17 protein-coding genes are annotated in these 18,180 nt (G+C 67.9%); 10 read left to right on the forward strand and 7 right to left on the reverse strand.

Annotated elements, in window-relative coordinates:
• Positions 1-31 precede the first annotated feature (31 nt).
• On the forward strand, positions 32-1,738 hold the full coding sequence (locus QKY98_RS09180; protein ID WP_284670733.1) for an amidase: 1,707 nt from the start codon (positions 32-34) through the stop codon (positions 1,736-1,738).
• A gap of 204 nt (positions 1,739-1,942) precedes the next feature.
• Positions 1,943-2,482, forward strand: a complete 540-nt coding sequence (locus QKY98_RS09185; protein WP_284670734.1) for a nuclear transport factor 2 family protein — start codon at positions 1,943-1,945, stop codon at positions 2,480-2,482.
• 16 nt (positions 2,483-2,498) lie between these two features.
• On the opposite strand, the gene QKY98_RS09190 is transcribed toward QKY98_RS09185, so the two are convergent.
• On the reverse strand, positions 2,499-3,110 hold the full coding sequence (locus QKY98_RS09190) for a TetR/AcrR family transcriptional regulator (RefSeq protein ID WP_284670735.1): 612 nt from the start codon (positions 3,108-3,110) through the stop codon (positions 2,499-2,501).
• Between the two features lie 173 nt (positions 3,111-3,283).
• Here QKY98_RS09190 and QKY98_RS09195 point away from each other — a divergent pair, with 173 nt between their 5' ends.
• Positions 3,284-4,429, forward strand: coding sequence for an MFS transporter (locus QKY98_RS09195; RefSeq protein WP_284670940.1), 1,146 nt, complete (start codon positions 3,284-3,286; stop codon positions 4,427-4,429).
• 30 nt (positions 4,430-4,459) lie between these two features.
• Here the strand turns inward: QKY98_RS09195 and QKY98_RS09200 are convergent, their stop codons facing one another.
• The 5 genes from QKY98_RS09200 to QKY98_RS09220 are packed head-to-tail and all read right to left on the reverse strand — an operon-like array spanning position 4,460 to position 11,072.
• The gene (locus QKY98_RS09200) at positions 4,460-6,001 is read right to left on the reverse strand and encodes an APC family permease (RefSeq protein ID WP_027599684.1); all 1,542 of its coding nucleotides are present in this window, start codon (positions 5,999-6,001) and stop codon (positions 4,460-4,462) included.
• A gap of 58 nt (positions 6,002-6,059) precedes the next feature.
• Positions 6,060-6,806, reverse strand: coding sequence for a gamma-glutamyl-gamma-aminobutyrate hydrolase family protein (locus QKY98_RS09205; RefSeq protein ID WP_145150402.1), 747 nt, complete (start codon positions 6,804-6,806; stop codon positions 6,060-6,062).
• A gap of 45 nt (positions 6,807-6,851) precedes the next feature.
• Positions 6,852-8,129, reverse strand: a complete 1,278-nt coding sequence (locus tag QKY98_RS09210; protein WP_502945080.1) for an NAD(P)/FAD-dependent oxidoreductase — start codon at positions 8,127-8,129, stop codon at positions 6,852-6,854.
• Between the two features lie 55 nt (positions 8,130-8,184).
• Entirely contained in the window at positions 8,185-9,678 is a 1,494-nt protein-coding gene (locus QKY98_RS09215) for an aldehyde dehydrogenase (RefSeq protein WP_042133652.1), read from the reverse strand.
• A gap of 11 nt (positions 9,679-9,689) precedes the next feature.
• On the reverse strand, positions 9,690-11,072 hold the full coding sequence (locus tag QKY98_RS09220; RefSeq protein WP_284670736.1) for a glutamine synthetase family protein: 1,383 nt from the start codon (positions 11,070-11,072) through the stop codon (positions 9,690-9,692).
• Between the two features lie 202 nt (positions 11,073-11,274).
• On the opposite strand from QKY98_RS09220, the gene QKY98_RS09225 reads away from it, so the two are divergent.
• The 4 genes from QKY98_RS09225 to QKY98_RS09240 all read left to right on the forward strand — a co-directional run bounded on the left by QKY98_RS09225 (position 11,275) and on the right by QKY98_RS09240 (position 13,304).
• On the forward strand, positions 11,275-12,162 hold the full coding sequence (locus QKY98_RS09225; protein WP_042133648.1) for a LysR family transcriptional regulator: 888 nt from the start codon (positions 11,275-11,277) through the stop codon (positions 12,160-12,162).
• 294 nt (positions 12,163-12,456) lie between these two features.
• Entirely contained in the window at positions 12,457-12,669 is a 213-nt protein-coding gene (locus QKY98_RS09230) for a hypothetical protein (protein ID WP_284670737.1), read from the forward strand.
• An 81-nt stretch (positions 12,670-12,750) separates the two neighbouring features.
• The gene (locus tag QKY98_RS09235) at positions 12,751-13,071 is read left to right on the forward strand and encodes a hypothetical protein (protein ID WP_284670738.1); all 321 of its coding nucleotides are present in this window, start codon (positions 12,751-12,753) and stop codon (positions 13,069-13,071) included.
• Entirely contained in the window at positions 13,068-13,304 is a 237-nt protein-coding gene (locus QKY98_RS09240) for a hypothetical protein (RefSeq protein ID WP_042133645.1), read from the forward strand. Before QKY98_RS09235 ends, QKY98_RS09240 begins: the two co-directional genes overlap by 4 nt.
• A gap of 24 nt (positions 13,305-13,328) precedes the next feature.
• Here the strand turns inward: QKY98_RS09240 and QKY98_RS09245 are convergent, their stop codons facing one another.
• Positions 13,329-14,324, reverse strand: a complete 996-nt coding sequence (locus QKY98_RS09245) for a LacI family DNA-binding transcriptional regulator (protein WP_150338814.1) — start codon at positions 14,322-14,324, stop codon at positions 13,329-13,331.
• A 162-nt stretch (positions 14,325-14,486) separates the two neighbouring features.
• Here QKY98_RS09245 and QKY98_RS09250 point away from each other — a divergent pair, with 162 nt between their 5' ends.
• Genes QKY98_RS09250 through QKY98_RS09260 form a run of 3 tightly spaced genes read left to right on the forward strand, consistent with a single transcriptional unit; the run spans position 14,487 to position 18,010 of the window.
• Positions 14,487-15,653, forward strand: a complete 1,167-nt coding sequence (locus QKY98_RS09250; RefSeq protein WP_181083573.1) for a Gfo/Idh/MocA family protein — start codon at positions 14,487-14,489, stop codon at positions 15,651-15,653.
• A gap of 2 nt (positions 15,654-15,655) precedes the next feature.
• Positions 15,656-16,726 (forward strand): sugar phosphate isomerase/epimerase family protein, encoded by a 1,071-nt coding sequence (locus QKY98_RS09255; RefSeq protein ID WP_284670739.1) that lies wholly within the window; start codon positions 15,656-15,658, stop codon positions 16,724-16,726.
• Positions 16,727-16,774: 48 nt separating this feature from the next.
• The gene (locus QKY98_RS09260) at positions 16,775-18,010 is read left to right on the forward strand and encodes a nucleoside permease (protein WP_284670740.1); all 1,236 of its coding nucleotides are present in this window, start codon (positions 16,775-16,777) and stop codon (positions 18,008-18,010) included.
• The last annotated feature ends 170 nt before the right edge of the window (positions 18,011-18,180 follow it).

Genomic DNA, 18,180 nt, shown 5'->3' on the forward strand with positions numbered 1-18,180 from the left:
CGTACCGTGGAATCCTCAACGGCGACCCACCATGATCGAAGTTACCGAACGCTCCATCGCCGAGTTGCGTCGCGCACTCGAAACCGGCCAGACCACTGCGGTAGCGCTGGTCGAGGCCTACCTGGCCCGGATCGACGCCTACGATCCACCCACCAGCGCCACCGCGCTCAATGCCGTGGTGGTGCGCAATCCCGAGGCCCTGGCCGAAGCGGCCGCGTCCGATCGCCGGCGCGCCCGTGGCGAGACCCTGGGGCCGCTGGACGGCATCCCCTACACGGCCAAGGACAGCTACCTGGTCAAGGGCCTCACCGCCGCCTCCGGCAGCCCGGCCTTCAAGGACCTGGTCGCCCAGCGCGACGCCTTCACCATCGAGCGGCTGCGTGCTGCAGGCGCCATCTGCCTGGGCAAGACCAACATGCCGCCCATGGCCAACGGCGGCATGCAGCGCGGCGTCTATGGCCGCGCGGAAAGTCCCTACAATGCCGGCTACCTGACCGCGCCCTTCGCCTCCGGCTCCTCCAATGGCGCTGGCACCGCCACCGCGGCCAGCTTCGCCGCCTTCGGCCTGGCCGAGGAAACCTGGTCCAGCGGCCGCGGCCCGGCGTCCAACAACGGCCTGTGCGCCTACACCCCCTCGCGCGGAATCATCTCGGTGCGCGGCAACTGGCCGCTGACGCCGACCATGGACGTGGTGGTGCCCTATGCCCGCACCATGGCCGATCTGCTGGAAGTGCTCGACGTGGTGGTGGCCGACGATCCCGATACCTCCGGCGACCTCTGGCGCCTGCAACCCTGGGTGCCGCTGCCGCTGGCCTCGGCGGTACGTCCGGCGTCCTACCCGGCCCTGGCCACCGGTCCCAATGCTCTGGCCGGCAAGCGCCTGGGCGTGCCGCGCATGTTCATCAACCAGGATCCGGACGCCGGCACCAGCGAGAATCCCGGCATCGGCGGTCCCACCGGCCAGCGCATCCAGACCCGCGACTCGGTGATCGCCCTCTGGGAACAGGCCCGCGCGGCGCTGGAAGCGGCCGGCGCCAGCGTGATCGAGGTGGACTTCCCGCTGGTCTCCAATTGCGAAGGCGACCGCCCCGGCGCGCCCACGGTGTTCAACCGCGGCATCGTCTCCCGGGAGTTTCTCCATGACGAACTTTGGGACCTGTCCGCCTGGGGCTTCGACACCTTCCTGCGCGACAACAATGATCCCAAACTCAATCGCCTGGTGGACGTCGACGGCGAACTGATCTTTCCCCACGAGCCCGGCACCCTGCCCAACCGGGAAGGCGACCTGGCCGCCGGCATGGCCGAATACGTGCGCATGGCCGAGCGGGGGCTCAAGACCCTGGAGCAGATCACCACCCTCCCCGACGGTCTGCGCGGCCTGGAACGGACGCGCAAGCTGGACCTGGAAGACTGGCTCGAGGCCCAGGGCCTGGACGCGGTGCTCTTTCCTACCGTGGCCGACGTGGCCCCGGCGGATGCCGAGATCAATCCCGCCTCGGCCGACATCGCCTGGAGCAACGGCGTCTGGGTCGCCAACGGCAACCTCGCCATCCGCCACCTGGGCGTGCCGACCGTGACCGTGCCCATGGGCGTGATGGCCGACATCGGCATGCCGGTGGGCCTGACCTTCGCCGGTCGCGCCTATGACGACGCCAACCTGCTGCGCCTGGCCGCCGCCTACGAGGCGACCGGCCTCAAGCGCCAGATACCGCCGCGGACGCCGCCGCTGGTGGGTTGAGACAGAAGGCGTGGACGCTGGCCGCCAGGCTTCACCCGGCGGCCGGAATCGAGGGTGACCCCTGGCGTCAAGGCGCGCTAACCGGAGTGTCCAGCCCCGGGCCGGTTATGCGGACGCCGTCAGCGGCCTAAGGTGGGTTCCAGGCAGGTGCCGTTTGCCGGCGCCGCTGCCCACCTCCACTCCGTCCTGCACGAGCCTACCGCCATGAATCCAACCAAACGTCTGACCGGGAGCGCGCTGCTGGCGCTCGCCCTTTTGAGTGTTCTCTGGAGCGGCGTCGCAGCCGCCGAATCCACCGCTGAACGCAACCAACGCCTGGTCGAACGGGCCTTCGCGAACTGGAGCGCGGGCCGCGGCAGTCTGTTCGACGACCTGCTCTCGCCCACGGTGGTCTGGACCATCCGGGGCAGCGGTCCGGCAGCGGGCACCTACCATGGCCGCGAGGATTTTCTGCAACGCGCCGTCCGCCCCTTCGCGCAGCGCCTGGCCACGCCCATCGTGCCCCGGGTCGAGGGCATCTGGGCACGCGAGGATCAGGTCGTGGTGCGCTGGATGGGCACGGCCACCGCGCGCGATGGCGCGCCCTATCGCAACGAATACGTGTGGATCTTCAGGATGGACGGGGCACGGGCGACCCAGGTCGAGGCCTTTCTCGATCTCGTCCCCTACCAGGACGTCATCGACCGCATAGCCCTGGCAGACCCCTTGCCCGCCATGCCCAGCGCAGAACGGCAGGCGCCCTGACGCCACCCCCGTGCGATCACGGCCGATGAGCGTCCCAGAGCGTCAGCGCCAGGGCGATGGCGCCCTCGATCACGGACAACGCCACGCCATCCCGCGCCATGGGTGAAATGCCCAGCAGCAAGCCTTCGAACAGCGTCGCCAGGACAGGCGCTTCGGTGCCCGCCGCGAGATCGCCACGGTCGATACCGTGCCTGACGCAGGCCAGCAGACCGGCGCGGATCCGGGCACGGGCCTCGCGCAGGGGCAGCGGAATGCTGGAGTCTTCATCCGCATAGGAGCCCAGGGTGCCGAGCGCCACCAGGCAGCCCTTGGGCAGGCGCTCGTCGCACTGCATCCGCGCCGAGCGAGACAGGGCCGAGGCAATCGCCTCCCGCGGGGCCAGGGTCTCGTCGAACAGCGGATCGTTCACCCGGCCATGGGTCTCCATGTAGCGGGCGACCACCTCCTTGAACAGCGCCTCCTTCGAACCGAAGGCCGCATAGAAGCTGGGCGCGGTGATGCCGCCGCCGATCGCCGCCTTGAGCCGACTCAGGGAGGTCGCCTCATAGCCATAGCGCCAGAACAGCAGCATCGCGTCATCGATTGCCTGGGTGCGGTCGAAGGACCGCGGACGCCCCACCTGAGCCACAGCCGTACTCCTCGTCAAAATCGATTTTTATACTAGACGATACAGAATTCATTGACCAGCTGGAGGACCTGCTCCTTAGATATATACCGATCGATACATATCTAAGGAGCCTAGCCGTGACCGCGACCCCCAACCCTGAACGCCTGCCAGTCGCCGCGCTGCTGGCGCTGGCGATGACCGGCTTCATCTGCATCATGACCGAGACCCTGCCCGCCGGCCTGCTCCCCGAGATCGCCCAGGGACTCCAGGTCTCCAATGCGCTGGCCGGGCAGACGGTGACCGCCTATGCCGCCGGCTCGCTGACTGCCGCCATCCCCCTCACCCTGGCGACGGCGCGCTGGCGGCGTCGCCGGGTGCTGCTGGCGACCATCCTGGGCTTTCTGCTGTTCAACACCCTCACCGCGCTCTCCTCCAGCTATCCGCTGACCCTGGTCGTCCGCTTCGCCGCCGGGGCCGCGGCCGGCCTCGCCTGGAGTCTGCTGGCCGGCTATGCCCGGCGCCTGGTAGTGCCGCGCCTGCAAGGGCGGGCGATGGCCATCGCCATGCTCGGCACGCCGGTCGCCCTGTCGCTGGGCGTACCCCTGGGGACCTGGCTGGGCGGGCTGCTGGGCTGGCGGCTGGCCTTTGCCTGCATGTCCGCCCTCACCCTCGGCCTGATCGTCTGGGTGCTGGCCAAGGTGCCCGACTATCCCGGGCAGACCGAGGGTCAGCGCCTGCCGCTGCGCCAGGTGTTCGCCACGCCCGGCATTCGCGCCATCCTCGGCGTGGTCTTTACCTGGATGCTGGCCCACAACCTGCTCTACACCTATATCGCCCCCTTCGTCGCCCAGGCCGGGCTGGGCGACCAGGTCGACCGGGTGCTGCTGACCTTCGGGGCGGCCTCGTTGCTGGGGATCTGGATCACCGGGCGGATCGTCGACCACAGCCTGCGGCGAGCGGTGCTGCTGAGTCTCCTCGGCTTCGCCGCGATCGCGCTGCTGCTGGGACTCAATCGTGACTCGGCGCCGCTGCAGTACCTGGGCGTCTTTGGCTGGGGCCTGACCTTTGGCGGTGCGGCCACCCTGCTGCAGACCGCCCTGGCGGATACCGCGGGGAGTGGCGCCGATGCTGCTCTGGCGATGAACGTGGTGACCTGGAACAGCGCCATCGCCGGGGGCGGCATCCTCGGCGGCCTGTTGCTGGACGGCATCGGCCCCCAGGCGCTGAGCTGGGCGGTGGTGGCGCTGTCCCTGAGCGCCCTGGCCATCGCCGCCACTGCCCGGCGCCACGGCTTTCCCGCCGGCACCCGGGCGAGCGGCTCAGCGGTCATGGGTCACTGACCCCGGGGTGCGGGCGCCCTGCCCGCCTCTTCAGCCCTGGTGCGGCTGTGCCTCCAGGGTCTCGCCCTGGAAGAACGCCGGCGCGCGCCAGCGGGCGAACAGCATCAGCACCAGGCCCAGTGCCAGGATCGTCACGGCGATGATGAACACCAGGCCGATGCCGCCGAGGTGGGAGCCGCTGCCGAAGTCCGGCGAGAGGCTGGCGATGGCGGTCTGCCAGAAGATCACCGAGAGGATGATGGCGCCCAGCAACGGGCAGAGGCCACGCAGCAGCGCATGGCGCAGGCTGTCGAACAGGCTGCGGCGGAAGTACCAGACGCAGGCGTAGGCGGTCAGCGAGTAGTAGAAGCAGATCATCATGCCCAGGGCGGTGATGGTGTCCGCGAGGACGTTGTCGCTCAGGGTGCGCATGACCACATAGAAGCCGCCGGTGGCGATGCCCGCGGCGATGGTGGCATAGCGCGGCGTGCGCGATCTCGGGCAGATATGGGCGAAGCGCCGCGACACCGCGCCGTAGTACCCCATCGCCAGCAGGGTGCGCGCCGGGGAGATGAAGGTGGACTGCAGCGAGGCGGCGGTGCTGGCCAGCACCGCAATGGACATCAGGATCGCCAGCGGCCCCATTACCGGACCGGCCAGGTGGGCGAAGACGTTTTCCTGGATCTCCGGATTGCCCAGGCCCAGGCCGGCTTCGCTGATGCCGGCGAATTGCAGGGTCGCCGCCGCGGTGAAGAGGTACAGCAGCAGGATCAGCAGCACCGTGACCGTGGCCGCCCGCCCCGGCACCTTCTGGCTGCCCACCGATTCCTCGCTCACCGTGAGGCAGACATCCCAGCCCCAGAAGATGAAGATCGACAGCGACAGCCCCGCCGCGAAGGCGGAAAAGGATTCGACGTTGAAGGGATTGAACCACTCCGGGTGGAAGACCACCGGCGCCGCCTCGGGCGCGGCATTGAAGGCCGCCAGGGAAAAGCCGATCAGTACCAGCAGCTGCAAGGCCACCAGGCCGTACTGGACGCTCATGGTCATGCCGATGCCGCGACAGCTGATCCAGACCGCGATGGCGATGAAGACGCAACAGGTGACGACGTTCACCAGCAGGTGCTGCGACAGCGCCGCCAGCTCCGCCCGGCCGCTCAGCTGGGCGAGGAACAGGTAGAAGAAGTCCACCGCCACCCCGGCGAGGTTGGACAGCACGATGGTGGTGGCTGTGACCAGGCCCCAGCCGCCGATCCAGCCGATCATGGGACCGAAGGCGCGGGTCGACCAGGTAAAGGAGGTGCCGCTGTCCGGATCGACCGCGTTCAGCTCGCGATACCCCAGGGCCACCAGCAGCATCGGCAGGAAGCCGACGATGAAGACCGCGGGCAGATAGACGCCTACCTCGCGCACGGTGGGGCCCAGGGCGCCGGTCAGGGTGTAGACGGGGGCGATGGTGGAAATGCCCAGCACCACGCAGGCGAGCAGCCCGAGGGAGCCGGCGGCCAGGCCCTTGGCGGACGGATCGGCCAGGGCGGCCGGCCCGGCGGTGTCCGAGCCGCCGGCCGGCGTGCCCTTGCGCTGTTCGGTCATAGGTCTCTGTCCTGCTGTTGGTCTTGTTATTCAGAGTGCGGCGTGTGCGGCAAGGTGCCTAGCGCGCGGCGGCATGGCGCTGGCAGGCGTCGCGAAAGGCGTCCAGCAGCGCCAGGGATTCGGGGTTGTCGCGGAAATTCCACTCGGGATGCCACTGCACTCCGACGACGAAACCGGGGGCGTCGGCCAGGGATACCCCTTCCACCAGGCCATCCGGCGCCTGGGCCTCGATGCGCAGCCCGGGCGCCAGGCGCGCGATGCCCTGGCTGTGCAGCGAATTCACCTGGAAGCTGGCCGGCAGGCCGAGGCGCTCGAACACCCCGCCCGGCGGCACCGTGACCGGATGGGTGGGTGCGTACTGCTCGGCGAGCAGCTCGCTCTGGGGCTCGCGGTGATCGTCGTGCCCGGGCAGTTCCTGGACGCGCTGGTGCAGGCTGCCACCCAGGGCCACGTTCAGCTCCTGAAAGCCGCGGCAGATGCAGAACACCGGAATGCCGCGGTCGATGGCCAGGCGCAGCAGCGGCAGGGTGTAGGCGTCGCGCGCGGCATCATGGTGGGTGCCGGCGAGACTCGCCGGTCCCTGGTAGTGATGGGGCTCGACATTGGATGGCGAGCCGGTGAACAGCAGACCGTCCAGGTGCGCCAGTAGCGCCTGCGGATCGCTCGGCACGCTGCGCGCCGGCAGCACCACCGGCACGCCGGCATGACCCGCCGCCTCGACGTACTTGTCGCCGACGGTATGGGAATCGTATTTGCCGAGCGTCTGCCGGCACGCCGTCACGCCGATGAGGGGCATAGGGGACATGGCTTATCTCCAGAGTGCCCGCCGGTACGCGGCGGGCGGACAGGGTCAGATACCGAGGCGATCGCGCAACTGGTAGTAGGTCGCGCCCAGAGCGGTGAAGGGCACGCGCAGGAGTTGCCCGCCCGGGAAGGGATAGTGCGGCAGGCCGGCGAAGGCATCGAAGCGCTCGGCCTGGCCGCGCAGGGCCTCGGCCAGCACCTTGCCGGCCAGGTGGGTGTAGGTGACGCCGTGACCGCTGCAGCCCTGGGAGTAGTAGATGTTGTCGCCGAGGCGGCCCACCTGGGGCAGGCGCGACAGCGTCAGGAGGAAGTTGCCGGTCCAGGTGAAATCGATCTTCACGCCCTTGAGTTGCGGAAAGGTCTGCAGCATCTTCGGCCGGATGATGGCCTCGATGTCCGCCGGATCCCGCGCGCCATAGACCACGCCCCCGCCGTAGATCAGCCGGCGATCGGCGCTGAGGCGGAAGTAGTCGAGCAGGTAGTTGCAGTCCTCGACGCAATAGTCCTGGGGCAGCAGGCTGCGCGCCAGCTCCTCGGACAGCGGCTCGGTGGTGAGCACCTGGGTGCCGCAGGGCATGGACTTGGCGGCCAGTTCCGGCACCAGCCCGCCCAGGTAGGCGTTGCCGGCGACCACCACGAAGCGCGCCTTCACCTGACCCTGAGCGGTATGCACCACGGGGTTGGCACCGCGGTCGATGCGGGTGGCCGCGCTTTGCTCGTAGATCTTGCCGCCGAGGGACGCCACGGCCGCCGCCTCGCCTAGGGCCAGGTTGAGCGGGTGGATATGGCCGCCGCTCATGTCCAGCAGGCCACCCAGGTAGCGATCGGTGCCGACCACCCTGCCGATGCCGGCCTTGTCGAGCAGCTGCAGCTGGGTATGGCCGTAGCGCTCCCAGAGCTTCTGCTGGGCTTCCAGGTGACCGAGCTGCTTGCCGGTCAGGGCCGCGAACACGCCACCATCCTTCAGATCGCACTGGATGCCATAGCGAGCAATGCGCTCACGAATGATGCGACCGCCCTCGAAGGCCATCTCGCCCAGCAGTTGCGCCTGCTTGGCCGGCAACTGCCGCTCGATGGTATCGATGTCGCGGCTGTAGCTGTTGACGATCTGGCCGCCATTGCGCCCGGAGGCGCCGAAGCCGACCCGCGCCGCTTCCAGCACCGTCACGCTGAAGCCGTGCTCCAGCAGGAACAGCGCGGTGGAAAGCCCGGTGTAACCGGCGCCGATGATGCAGACGTCGCTGTCGACACTGCCCTGGAGCATTGGATACTCGGTGTGGATGTTGCGCGAAGCCGCGTAGTAACTGCCGACGTGTTGTTGCATGGTGAGATTCCTCTGCCTGCGGCTCCGGCGCGAACGCCTGGGCCGCCGCGCCTGTTCAGAGCTTGATCCAGGTCGCCTTGAGTTCGGTGTATTTGTCGAAGGCGTGCAGCGACTTGTCGCGTCCGTTGCCGGACTGCTTGAAGCCGCCGAAGGGCGCCGTCATGTCGCCGCCATCATACTGGTTGACCCAGACACTGCCCGCACGCAAGGCGCGGGCCACGCGATGGGCGCGGGAGAGGTCGCTCGTCCAGACGGCGGCGGCCAGGCCATAGGGGGTGTCATTGGCGATGCGCACGGCCTCCGCTTCGCCGTCGAAGTCGATCACCGCCAGCACCGGACCGAAGATCTCTTCCCGAGCGATGCGCATGGCATTGTCTACGCCTTCGAAGATAGTCGGCGTGACGTAGCTGCCGCCGGTTTCGCTCAGGGCCCGCTCACCGCCGCTCACCAGTCGCGCCCCCTCGGCGCGGCCGGCCACGATGAACTCCAGCACGGTGCGCAGATGGCCTTCGTCCACCAGGGCGCCGACGCGGGTATCGGGATTCAGGGCATGGCCGGGCGTCCACGCCTGCAGCGCCTCCGCCACCAGGGCCAGAAAGCGCGCCTTGATCGAGCGCTCGACTAGCAGCCGCGAGCCGGCGATGCACACCTCGCCCTGGTTGAAGGCGATGGCTGCGGCGGCTGCCTCGGCTGCGGCCCTGAGGTCCGGGGCGTCGGCGAAGACGATGTTGGGGCTCTTGCCACCCGCCTCCAGCCAGACCCGCTTCATGTTCGACTCGCCGGCATAGACCAGCAGCTGCTTGGCGATGCGGGTGGAGCCGGTAAAGACCAGGGTATCCACGTCCGGGTGCAGCGCCAGCGCCTGGCCGACGGTGTGGCCGTAGCCGGGCAGCACGTTGAACACGCCCGCCGGGATGCCGGCCTCCAGCGCCAGGGCAGCGATGCGAATGGCGGTCAGCGGCGACTTCTCGGACGGCTTGAGGATCACCGAGTTGCCGGTGGCCAGCGCCGGCCCCAGTTTCCAGCAGGCCATCATCAGCGGGAAATTCCAGGGCACGATGGCCGCGACCACCCCGACCGGTTCGCGGGTCACCAGGCCGAGCTGGTCGCGCGGCGTGGGCGCCACCTCGTCGTAGACCTTGTCGATGGCCTCGGCGCTCCAGCGGATGGCATTGGCCGCCGCCGGCACATCGATGGCGAGCGAATCGCTGATCGGCTTGCCCATGTCCAGGGTTTCCAGCAGCGCCAGCTCCTCGGCATGGGCCAGCAAGAGATCGGCGAAGGCGATCAGCACCCGCTTGCGCTGCGCCGGTGCCCGATGGGCCCAGTCGCCTCGCGCGAAGCTCGCCCGCGCAGCCTGCACGGCGAGCTCGGCATCCTCGGCCATGCAACTGGCCACCCGGGCCAGCGGGCGACCATCCACCGGACTCAGGTCGGCGAAGGTCGCGCCGCCCTGGGCGGCCTGGTAGCGGCCGTCGATGAAGGCACGGGCTTCGATGGTCAACGCCTGGGCACGCTGCTCCCAGTCCTGTTGCGTCAGCACGGTCATGATCAGGCCTCCTAGACGGTATGCAGGTACCAGTTGTATTCGAGGTCGGAGATGGTGGTCTCGAACTCCTCCAGCTCGGCTTCCTTGCAGGCGACGAAGATGTCGATGTACTCGGGGCTGATGTACTGGTTCATCACCGCGCTGTCGTCCAGCCGGCGCAAGGCGTCGCGCAGGTTGTTGGGCAGGCTCTGTTCGAGCTGCTCATAGGAGTTGCCACTGACCGGGGCGCAGGGCTCCAGGCGCTGGGTCATGCCGTGGTGAATGCCGGCGAGGATCGAGGCCATCATCAGATAGGGATTGGCATCGGCCCCGGCGACCCGGTGTTCGATGCGGATCGCCTCGCTGCTGCCGGTGGGCACGCGCACCGCCACGGTGCGGTTGTCCAGGCCCCAGCTCGGCGCATTGGGCACATAGAACTGGGCGCCGAAGCGGCGATAGGAGTTGACGTTCGGGCAGAGGAAGGCCATCGACGCCGGCAGGGTTTCGAGAATGCCGGCGATGGCATGGCGCAGCGGCGCATGGTGCTCGGGATCGTCGATGGCGAAGATGTTCTGCCCGGTCTGCTTGTCCAGCAGCGAAATGTGCACGTGCAGGCCGTTGCCCGCCTGGCCGGGATAGGGCTTGGCCATGAAGGTGGAATCCATTTCATGGTCGTAGGCGATGTTCTTGATCAGCCGCTTGAGCAGCACCGCGTAGTCGCAGGCCTTGATGGCGTCTTCGACGTGATGCAGGTTGACCTCGAATTGCGCCGGCGCGGATTCCTTGACGATGGCATCGGCCGGCAGCCCCTGCTCCTTGGCGCCTTCCAGCATGTCCTGCAGGCAATCCACGTATTCGTCCAGGTCGTCGATCAGATAGACCTGGGTGGAGACCGGTCGCTTGCCGGAGATCGGCGAGCGCGGCGGTTGCGGCCGGCCGTTCACGTTCTCCTGGTCGATCAGATAGAACTCCAGTTCGAAGGCGGCGCAGATGGTCAGCCCCAGGTCGTCGAACTTCTTCACCACCCGGCGCAGCACCTCGCGCGGATCCGCGAAGAATGGCGAGCCGTCCTGCTCGTGCATGGTCATCAGCAGTTGCGCAGTCGGGCGCTTCTGCCAGGGTTCGTAGCTCAGGGTGCCAGGGATGGGAAAGCAGGTGCGGTCGGCGTCGCCGATGTGCAGGCCCAGGCCGGTGCTTTCCACCGTGGAGCCGTTGATGTCCAGGGCGAACAGCGAGGCCGGCAGATTGATGCCGCGCTCATAGACCTTGGAGAGACTGGCCCGCTCGACTCGCTTGCCCCGGATGACGCCGTTCATGTCGGTGATCAACAGATCGACGTACTGGATCTCGGGGTGCTCCTTGAGAAAGCCGTTGGCTTCGGTGAGCTGGACGACGCGGGGGGATATCGAATTCATGGGAGGCATCCTTGACGCTGGCCCGCTTCGTTGTGCTTGCTCGTGCGGGTCTGGCAGCGTGGCTGTGGGCGGTGGTTGCTGCAGGCGCCGACCCTGTCTGCAAGGTCCGCCCTTCCACCTGATTGCCCTTGGGGGGCCAGGCCAGTATAAATTGGCATGAGCGCAACCCATATCGGCGAATCGGCAAAGGAAGAATGCACCGATGCAATATCAGATAGGTCATGCCGATCTCAAGCTGATCCTCGCCCTGGTCCGCGGCAGGACCCTGGCCCGCGCGGCGGAACAGTTGCAGGTGGACGTCTCCACGGTCTTTCGCGCCATCCGCAAGCTCGAAGCCAATCTGCAGGTCGCGCTGTTCGACAAGACCCGCCGCGGCTACACCCCGACCCAGAGCGCCAAGGCCCTCGCCGAACAGGCCGAGCGCGCCGAACAGGCGCTGGATGCGGCGCGCATCGCCCTCACCCAGGGCGAGAACGTCATCAGCGGCACGGTCCGCCTGACCTGCACCGATGCCGTGCTGCGCAGCCTGCTGCTGCCCGGCCTCGCCGACCTCATGCCGCGCTATCCCGCGGTCGCCCTGGAAGTCGCCACCTCCAACACCTTCGCCAGCCTGAGCCGACGGGATGCGGACATCGCCCTGCGCCTGTCCAACGCCCCGCCCGAACACCTGATCGGCCGCCGGCTCGGTCGCAGCTCCTATTTCGTCTGCGGTCACGAACGCTATCGCAGCGGTTACGGCCAGCTGGCCACCGAGCTGCCCTGGATCGCCCCGGACGACTCCCTGGCCGATCACGTCTCGGTCGCCTGGCTGAGACAGGCCTATCCCAGCCTCACTCCGCGCTATCGCTGCAGCAGCATGTCTTCGGTAGGCAGCCTGGTCGGCGCCGGCCTCGGTGTGGCCGCCCTCCCCGACTTCATGATCAGCAGCCTGGAGGGCGTCGAACGCCTGGGTCCGGCGCTGCATGGCTGCGACACCGATATCTGGCTGCTAACCCGCCCGGACAATCTGTCGCTGCGCTCGGTGCAGATCCTCTTCGATGAGTTGGCGAATCTGTTGAAGGCGCGAATAGCGGATGTCTGTCAGGCCTGAAACGAAGCGTTCGTTCGTCCGTTTTGCTGCCAACTTGCCTAAAACTTTTGAAACACCACGTCCCACTTAAACAACCACCTAAAAAGGTTTTAACGAATTTTTCACGCATTCTTCACGAGCTTTTTGAAGATAAGGTCGCTAATGCGACCAAGAGCCCTCAAGCGCTCTTCCGACAACCAGAGTCAAGCACGCAAGGCGCTCTTTCCAAGTAGATCGTCGGCGACGAATTGCCTTAAAAAACAAGCGGGTTAGGCGATATCCATGGGCGTGAGGAACCTGTCCATGGAGACAACGATGAGCCGCCTGTTCGTCATCCCCGAGAATCCCAATCGTGACTGCCTGCTGCAGATCCACAGATTGCTGACGTTGAGAATCGATCAACTGCGCAATGTGGATATGGGCAGTCCGCAACTACAGGACATGCTCTTTCAGTTCGAAGCCCTGACGGCGGAAACTATCCAACTGGTGGAGGAAGTCGCAGTTCGACTTGCCACGGAAACAAGCTAGCTGACGACTGACAGTGCAAGTCCGGACGGCGCGGCACTCCTAGGCGAAACGCCTCCTGGTGATCCGCATCGCTGCCGGCAAATGCAGACCTTGGGTAACGTCGCCCTCAAGGAGGAAGGCGCGCACGATCAGGCTCCGTCCAGCATGAGCGTCCATTCGCAGATCAAGAGCTGCCGGCTCGATTCCGTTCTCGAAAAGCTGAACGACACGACCGGCAGCCGGCAGCCACCCGTCTTCGCCAGCGCCCCGGCGCGGCGCCACCCCGCGAGGCGTCCGACGCTGTCCAGACTGCTGGAGCGACTGCGCCGCACGGCTGGCTCGAGCACGTCCGGCGAGCGCGATGCCGAGCGGCGCCGAGCCCCCAATGAAGTCATCACCAAGCATCCAAGGCCAGACCGATGAAGAACGCCAAACTCGCCACGCTGCCCACGCAAACACTGATGCAGCGCCTGACGCGTGAACTGGACGGCTGGACCGTGCTGGTCAGCCCGACCTGCCCGGACGGCTCGATCTTCGCGCGCCTGTATTCGCGCGCCGACCGGCGCGCGATCGTCATCCCCTTCGACGTCCAGGCGATCGATAACGACAGCTATATCCGCGAGCGACTGGCGCTGGTGCGCGCCTCCCGCGTCTGAGCGGACCTCCGCGCAACCGGCCTCTCAGCCAGGGCGGCAGGGGCCGGTACTGCCCCGTACCACCAGCTCGAAGGGCAGCACCACCTCCCGACAGGGCGGTGGCGAACCGGCGAGGGTCTCCAGCAGCAGGGCGACCGCGCGCTGGCCGAAGGCCTCCGCGGGTTGGGCGATGGTGGTCAGCGGCGGATCGCTGTAGGCGGCGAAGGCGATGTCGTCGAAGCCGGCCAGGGACAGATCCTCGGGCACCCGCAGTCCGGCGCCGCGAAGGGCCTGGAGGGCGCCGATCGCCATTTCGTCGCTGCAGCAGAACAACGCCGTCGGCCGCTCCGAAAGCCCCAGCAGTGCCCGCGCCGCGGCGGCGCCGGCGGCCAGGGTGAAATCACCCGGGTGCAGCAGGTCAGGATCCAAGGGGACACCGGCCTGGCTGAGCGCCTCCTGATAACCCGCCAGGCGTTCCAGGGTCAGCGGACTGCGTTCCGGGCCCTTGATCAGGGCGATGCGCCTGTGACCGAGCGCCAGCAGGTGTTCGGTCAGGCAGCGGGCGGCGGCGCGATTGTCCAGCCGCACCTTGGGCCAGGAATGCTCGGCGAGCACCTCGCAGGCATTCACCGCCGGCGGTGCGTCGGGGTCACCGGCGAAGGGATCGAAGGCGCGCAGCTGGATCACCCCATCCGCCTGCCGCGCATAGACCAGTTCGGCGTACTCGCGCTCGCGGGCCTCGTCCCCCGCGGTATCGCACAGCAGCACCCGATACCCCGCCGCCTGGGCCGCCTGCTGAATCCCGGCGATGACGCGGGCGAAGAAGCTGTTGGCGATCAGCGGCACCAGCACCACCAGATTGCCGGTGCGGCGCGAGCGAAACTGCACCGCCATACCGTTGGGCCGGTAGTTGGCCGCGGTCACGGCGGCCTGCACCCGTTCGCGGGTCGCCGGCGCCACCACCTCGGGATTCTTCAGGGTGCGCGATACGGTCGCGACCGATACCCCGGCCAGTTCGGCGACCCTGCGGATATTGGACATGCGGCCTCGGTTGGCGTGGGAAAGGGTGCAACTGTGCGCAAAGCCCGGCGTGCGGGCAAGCCGTACGTCCGCCGGGCGCTTGACTAAAGCCCGGCGCAGGCTCCAAATACCCGCATATGTAACCGGTTACACTCAGCACAATAACAAACCGAGGGTAAGAGGATGCAGGCTGAAACCGACGGCAAGGTCCGTTACGGCATGATCGGTGGCGGCCAGGGCGCCTTCATCGGCGCGGCCCATCGGCGCGCCGCGGCCTTGGATGGCGCGCTCGAACTGGTGTGCGGCGCCTTCAGCCGTGATTTGGCCAACAACGAGGCGACCGGTCGCGAGCTGGGTCTGGCGCCCGAACGGGTCTATGCCTCCTGGGAGACCCTGCTGGCCAGCGAAGCCCGGCTGCCCCCCGAGCAACGGGTCGAGTTGCTGGTGATCGTCACGCCCAACGATCTCCATGTACCCATCGCCCAGGCGGCCCTGAGCGCCGGCTTCCACGTCTTTTCGGAAAAGCCCGCCGGCATCTCCCTGGCCCAGGTGCAGCGCCTGGCGGAAACGCTGGCCGCCTTGCCCCTGCGCTATGCGCTGGCGCACACCTACCTCGGCTATCCGCTGGTGTGGGAAGCCCGCGAGCGCGTCGCCCGCGGCGAGCTGGGGGCGCTGCGCAAGATCCATGTGGAATACCCCCAGGGCTGGCTCGCCCAGGACCTGGCCGCTACCGGCAACCGGCAGGCGGCCTGGCGCGACGATCCGGCCCTCTCCGGTCCGGGCGGGTGCCTGGGCGACATCGGTACCCATGCCTTCAGCCTCGCCGAATTCATCGGCGGCCAGCCCATCACCCGCCTCAGTGCCCACCTGCGCAGCCACCTGCCCGGTCGGCGGCTGGACGACGATGTCATGGTTCTGTTCGAAACCGCCGCGGGCGCCAGCGGCAGCCTGCTGGCCAGCCAGGTCTGCATTGGCGAGGAGAATGGCCTGCGCATCCGCCTCTACGGAGAGCGCGGCAGTCTGGAATGGCAGCAGCAGGCACCCAACAGCCTGCTGCAGCGCAGCCTCGACCAACCGCCGCAGACCCTGCGCGCCGGCCTCGGTCTGCCCTGGCTGAGTGCCGGCACCCAGCAGCGCCTGCGCCTGCCCGCCGGGCACCCGGAGGGCTATCTCGAAGCCCTGGCCAATCTCTATCGCGAGCTGGCCGCGGCCATTCGCGATCCCGCCGATCCCGCGCCGGGCCTGCCCGGCATCACCACCGGCTGGCGCGGCCTGGCCTTTATCGAAACCGCCCTGGCCAGCCATCGGCGCCAGGGCGCCTGGACCCCCTTACCGACCCTAGGAGCCTGAACATGGCCGCCAACGCTCGTCCCGGCCTCAAGGGCCCGGCGATCTTTCTCGCCCAGTTTCTCGACGACAAGCCGCCCTTCGACACCCTGCCCAACCTGGCGCGCTGGGCGGCGGACCTCGGCTACCGCGGCATCCAGCTGCCGACGCTGGGCCCGCAGTGCCCGAATCTGGAACGCGCCGCCGCCAGCCAGGACTACTGCGACGAACTGCTCGGGCAGTGCGCCGACGCCGGGGTGGCCATCAGCGAACTCTCCACCCACCTGCAGGGGCAACTGGTGGCCGTGCATCCGGCCTTCAGCGAAGCCTTCGACGGCTTCGCCCCGCCGGCGCTGCGCGGTCGTCCGGAGGAGCGCCAGGCCTGGGCGGTCAAGCAGCTCAAGCTTGCCGCCAAGGCCAGTCGCCGCCTCGGTCTCAAGGCGGTGGCGAGCTTTTCCGGTGCCCTGCTCTGGCCCTATGTCTATCCCTGGCCGCAGCGGCCCGCCGGCCTGGTGGACGAGGGCTTCACCGAACTGGCCCGGCGCTGGCGACCGATCCTCGACGTCTACGGCGAAGAAGGCATCGACCTCTGCTTCGAATTGCATCCGGGCGAGGACCTGCACGACGGCGCCACCTTCGAGCGCTTCCTGGCGGCCGTGGACGACCATCCCCGCGCGCGCATCCTCTATGACCCCAGCCATTTCGTCCTGCAGCAACTGGACTACCTGGGCTTCATCGACCGCTATCACGCGCGCATCGGCATGTTCCACGTCAAGGACGCGGAATTCCGTCCCGATGCCCGCAGCGGCGTCTATGGCGGCTACCAGGACTGGGCCGAGCGGCCGGGACGCTTCCGTTCCCTGGGCGATGGCCAGGTCGATTTCGGCGCCATCTTCAGCAAGCTCACCCAGTACGGCTTCGACGGCTGGGCGGTGCTGGAATGGGAGTGCTGCCTCAAGGACGCGGCCCAGGGCGCGGCCGAAGGAGCGCCCTTCATCCAGCGCCACCTGATCCAGCCGGCCACCCGCGCCTTCGACGACTTCGCCGGCGGCGACGCCGACCCGGCGCGCAATCGGCGGATGCTCGGCCTGGAGTAAGGACCCGCCTCGTTTTTTCGTCACATAACCCACAACAAGGAATCGACGATGAACGCACTTTCGCTACGCCTGAGCACCCTGATGTTCCTGCAGTTCTTTATCTGGGGCAGCTGGTTCGTCACCCTGGCGACCTTTCTCGGCAATACCCTGGGCGCCAACGGCGGCCAGATCGGCCAGGCCTTCGCTACCCAGTCCTGGGGCGCGATCCTGGCACCCTTCGTGATCGGCCTGATCGCCGATCGCTACTTCAACGCCGAGCGCATCCTCGGCCTGCTGCACCTGGCCGGCGCGGTGCTGCTCTACCAGCTCTATGCGGCGGCCGACTTCACCACCTTCTATCCACTGGTACTGGCCTACATGCTCTGCTACATGCCGACCCTGGCGCTGGCCAACTCCGTGGCCTTCCGCCACCTGGCCGATCCAGCCCGGCAATTCGCCAAGATCCGGGTTTGGGGCACCCTGGGCTGGATTGCCGCCGGCCTGGCGATCAGCTTCGTCTTCGCCTGGGACAGCCGCAGCGGCATCGCCGCCGGGGCCCTGCGCAACACCTTCCTGCTCGGCGCCGCGGCTTCCCTCATCCTCGGTCTCTACAGCTTCAGCCTGCCGCGCACCGCGCCGCTGCCGGCCACCCGCGGCGGCCTGGGCGCGATGCTCGGCCTGGACGCCCTGCGCCTGCTCAAGGACCGCAGCTTCGCGGTGTTCTTTGCCGCCTCGGTGCTGATCTGCATTCCGCTGGCCTTCTACTACCAGAACGCCAACCTCTTTCTCGCTGAACTGGGGGTGGCCAATCCCACCGGCATGATGACCCTCGGCCAGGTGTCGGAGGTGGGCTTCATGCTGCTGCTGCCGCTGTTCATCCGCCGCTTCGGCCTCAAGCGCACCCTGCTGGTGGGAATGCTGGCCTGGGCGGTGCGCTATGGCTGCTTCGCCCTGGGTGCCCAGGGTGACGCCCTCGCCTACCTGCTGCTGGGCATCGCCCTGCATGGCGTCTGCTACGACTTCTTCTTCGTTTCCGGGCAGATCTACACCGACGCCAAGGCCGGCGAAGCGAACAAGAGCGCGGCCCAGGGCCTGATCACCCTGGCCACCTATGGCGTGGGCATGCTGGTCGGCTTCCGGGTCGCCGGGATGGTCTCGGACCACTATGCCAGCGCCGCCGGCCATGACTGGCAAGGCATCTGGCTGTTCCCGGCGCTGTTCTCCCTGGGCGTGCTGCTGGCCTTCCTGGTTACCTTCCGCGACACCCGCCCGGCACGCGCCGCGGCGGCTGCGCCCGTGCGCTAGGACATTGCGATCGGAGGCCCGACTCGACTTGGGTCGGGCCTCCGATCAGCGCCTTCCTCCCCGACGATCCAGCTAGACCCGTGGCCCAGGCGCTGCGCCTGCCGGTCTGCGCCTTGGGGCTATCCCTCCCGCGCCCTCCTCTACAGCAAGGCCACGCTGGCCCGAGCGCC

This window comes from Pseudomonas sp. HR1, from assembly GCF_030175875.1.
GTDB classification, from domain to species: domain Bacteria; phylum Pseudomonadota; class Gammaproteobacteria; order Pseudomonadales; family Pseudomonadaceae; genus Chryseomonas; species Chryseomonas oryzihabitans.

Excerpts from the sequence above, each read along its gene's own strand:
- QKY98_RS09260 (WP_284670740.1), top strand. The coding sequence starts at position 16,775 with ATGAACGCACTTTCGCTACGCCTGAGCACCCTGATGTTCCTGCAGTTC.
- QKY98_RS09230 (WP_284670737.1), top strand. The coding sequence starts at position 12,457 with ATGAGCCGCCTGTTCGTCATCCCCGAGAATCCCAATCGTGACTGCCTG.
- QKY98_RS09240 (WP_042133645.1), top strand. The coding sequence starts at position 13,068 with ATGAAGAACGCCAAACTCGCCACGCTGCCCACGCAAACACTGATGCAG.
- QKY98_RS09195 (WP_284670940.1), top strand. The coding sequence starts at position 3,284 with ATGACCGGCTTCATCTGCATCATGACCGAGACCCTGCCCGCCGGCCTG.
- QKY98_RS09180 (WP_284670733.1), top strand. The coding sequence starts at position 32 with ATGATCGAAGTTACCGAACGCTCCATCGCCGAGTTGCGTCGCGCACTC.
- QKY98_RS09210 (WP_502945080.1), bottom strand. The coding sequence starts at position 8,129 with ATGCAACAACACGTCGGCAGTTACTACGCGGCTTCGCGCAACATCCAC.
- QKY98_RS09245 (WP_150338814.1), bottom strand. The coding sequence starts at position 14,324 with ATGTCCAATATCCGCAGGGTCGCCGAACTGGCCGGGGTATCGGTCGCG.
- QKY98_RS09225 (WP_042133648.1), top strand. The coding sequence starts at position 11,275 with ATGCAATATCAGATAGGTCATGCCGATCTCAAGCTGATCCTCGCCCTG.
- QKY98_RS09220 (WP_284670736.1), bottom strand. The coding sequence starts at position 11,072 with ATGAATTCGATATCCCCCCGCGTCGTCCAGCTCACCGAAGCCAACGGC.
- QKY98_RS09200 (WP_027599684.1), bottom strand. The coding sequence starts at position 6,001 with ATGACCGAACAGCGCAAGGGCACGCCGGCCGGCGGCTCGGACACCGCC.
- QKY98_RS09185 (WP_284670734.1), top strand. The coding sequence starts at position 1,943 with ATGAATCCAACCAAACGTCTGACCGGGAGCGCGCTGCTGGCGCTCGCC.
- QKY98_RS09255 (WP_284670739.1), top strand. The coding sequence starts at position 15,656 with ATGGCCGCCAACGCTCGTCCCGGCCTCAAGGGCCCGGCGATCTTTCTC.
- QKY98_RS09250 (WP_181083573.1), top strand. The coding sequence starts at position 14,487 with ATGCAGGCTGAAACCGACGGCAAGGTCCGTTACGGCATGATCGGTGGC.
- QKY98_RS09215 (WP_042133652.1), bottom strand. The coding sequence starts at position 9,678 with ATGACCGTGCTGACGCAACAGGACTGGGAGCAGCGTGCCCAGGCGTTG.
- QKY98_RS09235 (WP_284670738.1), top strand. The coding sequence starts at position 12,751 with ATGCAGACCTTGGGTAACGTCGCCCTCAAGGAGGAAGGCGCGCACGAT.
- QKY98_RS09205 (WP_145150402.1), bottom strand. The coding sequence starts at position 6,806 with ATGTCCCCTATGCCCCTCATCGGCGTGACGGCGTGCCGGCAGACGCTC.